Raw genomic sequence first — 3664 nt, 5'->3', positions numbered from 1 at the left:
TAAATCCGCTCCTTAGGGTTCGGCGGTTCGAATCCGTCCCCCTCCACCAGTTTTTTATTCATAGGGGCATAGTTTAACGGTAGAATAGAGGTCTCCAAAACCTTTGATGTGGGTTCGATTCCTACTGCCCCTGCCAATTAATTAATATAATGGCGGTTGTGGCGAAGTGGTTAACGCACCTGATTGTGGTTCAGGCATTCGTGGGTTCGATTCCCATCAGTCGCCCCATTTAATTTAAAATAATAAAATATAATAATATGGCGGTTGTGGCGAAGTGGTTAACGCACCTGATTGTGGTTCAGGCATTCGTGGGTTCGATTCCCATCAGTCGCCCCATTTATATATATTTAACTTTTGGGGTATAGCCAAGCGGTAAGGCAACGGATTTTGATTCCGTCACGCCCTGGTTCGAATCCAGGTACCCCAGCCATTTTTTTGCGGAAGTAGTTCAGTGGTAGAACACCACCTTGCCAAGGTGGGGGTCGCGAGTTCGAACCTCGTCTTCCGCTCCAAATATTAAGGCGGCATAGCCAAGTGGTAAGGCACAGGTCTGCAACACCTTTATCACCGGTTCAAATCCGGTTGCCGCCTCCATAATTAATTACTTAATCGGTTTATCCGATTTTTTTTATCTCCATTGTGCCGGTGTGGCGGAATTGGCAGACGCGCACGACTCAAAATCGTGTTCCTTTGGAGTGTCGGTTCGACCCCGACCACCGGTATCAATATCAAGGTGAGAAACCTTGATACTAAAGACTTTCAACGTTCTTGTTGAAGGTCTTTTTTATTTGTCTTCATACGATTAAATTCGCAAGAATCTTATGTGATGAATCTTATGAGGTGATGAAATGGGAAGACGACGAGGAGAACTTTCATTAGAAGAATAAATGTTAATAAAGATTCAAATTACTTTAGCCAGTGCTTGAGGATTGTATACTGCCCCATCAGCATAAATATCATATAAGAAGAATTTCGTACCAGCTAAAGCAGTTTGAGAATCTTCGATTAGGCGAATTCCTTGAGCACGTAGCACCCCATCCCTTAGGCATCCAAGTCACGGTATCAATTTCTTCATTGATGGGTAATTCTAAAGCTTTATCTGCTAAAGCATCTTGGATTGATACGAAAAATAGTAAGCCCCAAAAACTACAAATAAAGATTAAAAAAGTTCCGAGATACTCATTTTTTCGCTTTTGCAGGATATTTATAACTTCCAGACTTTTTGGTTCTATAAGAGCGCACCCCCATTTTTGTTAATATGTTACAATAGTGATATACAATATTTTTTTTATGATGAAAAAATATTTAGCTACAGAAGGGATTTGATAATAATAGTTTTTAAGGCAAGTTAAACGACTAGAAATATACTATGGTAATAATAAATCCATCCTAATTTCTCCAAAAAATCCAAAGTATTTTGTGGAAATATTGAAAACTAGAAAATCAACAATAGATGTTCAATTGATAAAAGATTAGCAAATCTTTTAAATTGTATATTTTATAAAAAGGTGATATTCAAATTACTTATATTTTTAAGAATAAAATGTATCAAGCGAAATCAATCGAATTTAAACTAAATGAATAAAATATTCTTAAACTCCCATGAAAGAATGTAATAATCTTCCATTTTCTGTGGTGTAGTGTTAATTTTACACGACATGGATGGCTAACGAGTGCTTTAGTTGACGAAGAATTAAACAACTTTAATTAGGGGTCCAAGTGAACATAGCGTATACATATCATAATTCAAATAAAGGCATAACAAAGATTTGGACAACACTTCTTTTGGATCATCCAAATACAAGTGCTTCACATAAGGTCCATTTTGTTGAATAAATAAAACCTTTCATATGTTAAATTTGTAAAAATAACTGCTGATATAAAGGGAGGACAAAAGAAATGGGAATTGAAATGGTAATCGGCCTAGTTATCGGAGGATTTTTAATTTGGGCTGGCTATATTGTTCGGGCAAAACAGGCATTTGTATTTCTTGCAGGTTTCAGGGAAACGTGGGTACCAGTTAATAAAGAAAGACTAGGAAATAGAGTCGGTATTCTCTTAATTATTATAGGCGTTATTGCCATTTTTACATCTATTTTTACCATATGGTTTGGGGCTACAGTTGGAAAAATCTCTGGGGTCTTGGCTATTATTGATGTAATTATGATTATTATAGTAATCGGATTAGATCAAATAGGATATTGAAAGGAGTGTACACGTGGGAAACTGGAGAATAAAACTAGTCCTGTTATTTACGATATTAAATACAATAGGAATATTCGCTATAATTCCATATGAGATAACTTTAATGGGCGATCAATCTATACCGGGAGATATACCAACTTCATTAATAGTTATTATAAATTCAACTTTTCAAGCTTTATATATGTTTGTATTGATATTGGTTGGTTTAAGACTTCAAAATCGTACAGGGTTAAACGCTCCATTATTAAATGGAATTGTTTATCCTAAGATACGAGTACATATCTCAAAAAAGTGGTTAATCAATAGTATTGTTGGAGCATTAATTGAAGCGTTATTATAATTCTTCTTGATTTATTCGTATTTAGCCCTTTGATTGGAGCACCCATGAATCAAGTTCCTTCACCAAATTGGTGGCAAGGTTTACTTGCTTCATTATACGGAGGATTTACAGAAGAAATAATGCTTCGATTGTTTGGCATGACGTTCATTGTATGGTTATTGGCCTGGATAACAAAAAAAGAAAAGGATAACATTCCTAATAGTTTTTACTATGTTGCAATTTTTCTTGTAGCAATAATATTTGGATTAGGGCATTTACCAGCGACAATACAAGTATTCGGCGATCTATCTACAATTATTGTAATACGGGCATTGGTGTTAAATGGGCTCTTAGGCTTGTGGTTTGGTTACTTGTACTGGAGGAAGGGCTTAGAATATGCAATGATTGCACATATGTCAGCAGATATCTTTCTTCACGTTCTATTTGCGTCAATACTCTATTAAGCAATCGTGGTGCAGGTTTAGTCGAACAGTATTGTTTAACTTGTGTTAAACAATCGGATCACTTTATGGAACAAATAGGTAACTTAATTAACCTTTATCCGTCTAACAATCCGAGGAGGGATAACATGAAAGTGTCAAGATTATTTTTGGGTTTGGTTATGTTCGTTTTATTAACTGCTGTCGGATGTTCTAATTCATCGGATAAAGGTAAAGTAGAAGTTCATGAAACTGAAAATCCTAATGCAGAAGAGGTTTTAAAATTAGACCCTGAAGCCGATATATTTCAGTTCAATGGAGTGATTTATCAGACTGGAATTGATTGGGTTGAAGAACTAACCTTAACAAAAGGCGAGCAGGTAGGAGAAATAAAAACAAAAAACGATACAGATACAAACTTTAAAGACGAAATGTCGAACAAATTGCCTGTTGGTGCAAAAGTCTTTTCGGTTAAAGAAAAAGAAGAAATTGGAGGACCAATTGTACTCGTAGAATCAGAAGGTAAACTTTATAAATATTATGGACTTGTTGAGGGTTAATCAATTTTCATATATCCGCAAACGGGCGCAAGAGTTAAACAAGGTGTTGCAGCGGCAGCATCTTTTTTCTTGTTGAGCTTACGCTGCAGGTTTGTTGTGCGAAATGTTCCTAGTTTAAATGGATGATGGTTACATCAATC

At 35.9% G+C, this 3664-nt stretch carries 6 protein-coding genes and 7 tRNA genes; 12 read left to right on the top strand and 1 reads right to left on the bottom strand.

Going from position 1 to position 3664, the window contains the following annotated elements; all coding sequences use genetic code 11:
• Positions 1–62: 62 nt before the first annotated feature.
• The 7 genes from QRN68_RS26415 to QRN68_RS26385 all read left to right on the top strand — a co-directional run bounded on the left by QRN68_RS26415 (position 63) and on the right by QRN68_RS26385 (position 722).
• Positions 63–136: transfer RNA gene (locus tag QRN68_RS26415), tRNA-Trp, on the top strand.
• A 16-nt stretch (positions 137–152) separates the two neighbouring features.
• Positions 153–228, top strand: a tRNA-His gene (locus tag QRN68_RS26410).
• Between the two features lie 32 nt (positions 229–260).
• Positions 261–336, top strand: a tRNA-His gene (locus tag QRN68_RS26405).
• Positions 337–355: 19 nt separating this feature from the next.
• A tRNA-Gln gene (locus QRN68_RS26400) sits at positions 356–430 on the top strand.
• Positions 431–437: 7 nt separating this feature from the next.
• Positions 438–512, top strand: a tRNA-Gly gene (locus tag QRN68_RS26395).
• 8 nt (positions 513–520) lie between these two features.
• Positions 521–594 (top strand) — tRNA-Cys (locus QRN68_RS26390).
• Between the two features lie 47 nt (positions 595–641).
• Positions 642–722 (top strand) — tRNA-Leu (locus tag QRN68_RS26385).
• A gap of 179 nt (positions 723–901) precedes the next feature.
• Here the strand turns inward: QRN68_RS26385 and QRN68_RS26380 are convergent.
• Positions 902–1033 carry a hypothetical protein gene (locus tag QRN68_RS26380; protein ID WP_285400396.1) on the bottom strand — a complete coding sequence of 44 codons (132 nt, stop codon included), beginning with the start codon at positions 1031–1033 and terminating at the stop codon, positions 902–904.
• A gap of 329 nt (positions 1034–1362) precedes the next feature.
• Here QRN68_RS26380 and QRN68_RS27000 point away from each other — a divergent pair, with 329 nt between their 5' ends.
• The 5 genes from QRN68_RS27000 (at position 1363) to QRN68_RS26360 (ending at position 3524) form a co-directional block, all read left to right on the top strand.
• Positions 1363–1476, top strand: a complete 114-nt coding sequence (locus tag QRN68_RS27000; RefSeq protein WP_350224373.1) for a hypothetical protein — start codon at positions 1363–1365, stop codon at positions 1474–1476.
• A 423-nt stretch (positions 1477–1899) separates the two neighbouring features.
• On the top strand, positions 1900–2205 hold the full coding sequence (locus QRN68_RS26375; RefSeq protein WP_285400395.1) for a DUF3784 domain-containing protein: 306 nt from the start codon (positions 1900–1902) through the stop codon (positions 2203–2205).
• A 13-nt stretch (positions 2206–2218) separates the two neighbouring features.
• Positions 2219–2545, top strand: a complete 327-nt coding sequence (locus tag QRN68_RS26370) for a hypothetical protein (protein WP_285400393.1) — start codon at positions 2219–2221, stop codon at positions 2543–2545.
• A gap of 44 nt (positions 2546–2589) precedes the next feature.
• Positions 2590–2988: a CPBP family intramembrane glutamic endopeptidase gene (locus QRN68_RS26365; protein WP_285400391.1), complete on the top strand. Its 399-nt coding sequence runs from the start codon at positions 2590–2592 to the stop codon at positions 2986–2988.
• 125 nt (positions 2989–3113) lie between these two features.
• The gene (locus tag QRN68_RS26360; RefSeq protein WP_285400389.1) at positions 3114–3524 is read left to right on the top strand and encodes a hypothetical protein; all 411 of its coding nucleotides are present in this window, start codon (positions 3114–3116) and stop codon (positions 3522–3524) included.
• Positions 3525–3664 lie beyond the last annotated feature (140 nt).

Origin of the sequence: Lysinibacillus sp. fls2-241-R2A-57, assembly GCF_030209535.1 — a bacterium.
Taxonomy (GTDB): Bacteria; Bacillota; Bacilli; order Bacillales_A; family Planococcaceae; genus Lysinibacillus.
This window is presented reverse-complemented; position numbering and strand designations above follow the sequence as displayed.

What these genes read in the sequence shown, in the direction of transcription:
- QRN68_RS26375 (WP_285400395.1), top strand. Translation starts at nt 1,900, where the DNA reads ATGGGAATTGAAATGGTAATCGGCCTAGTTATCGGAGGATTTTTAATT.
- QRN68_RS26365 (WP_285400391.1), top strand. Translation starts at nt 2,590, where the DNA reads ATGAATCAAGTTCCTTCACCAAATTGGTGGCAAGGTTTACTTGCTTCA.
- QRN68_RS26360 (WP_285400389.1), top strand. Translation starts at nt 3,114, where the DNA reads ATGAAAGTGTCAAGATTATTTTTGGGTTTGGTTATGTTCGTTTTATTA.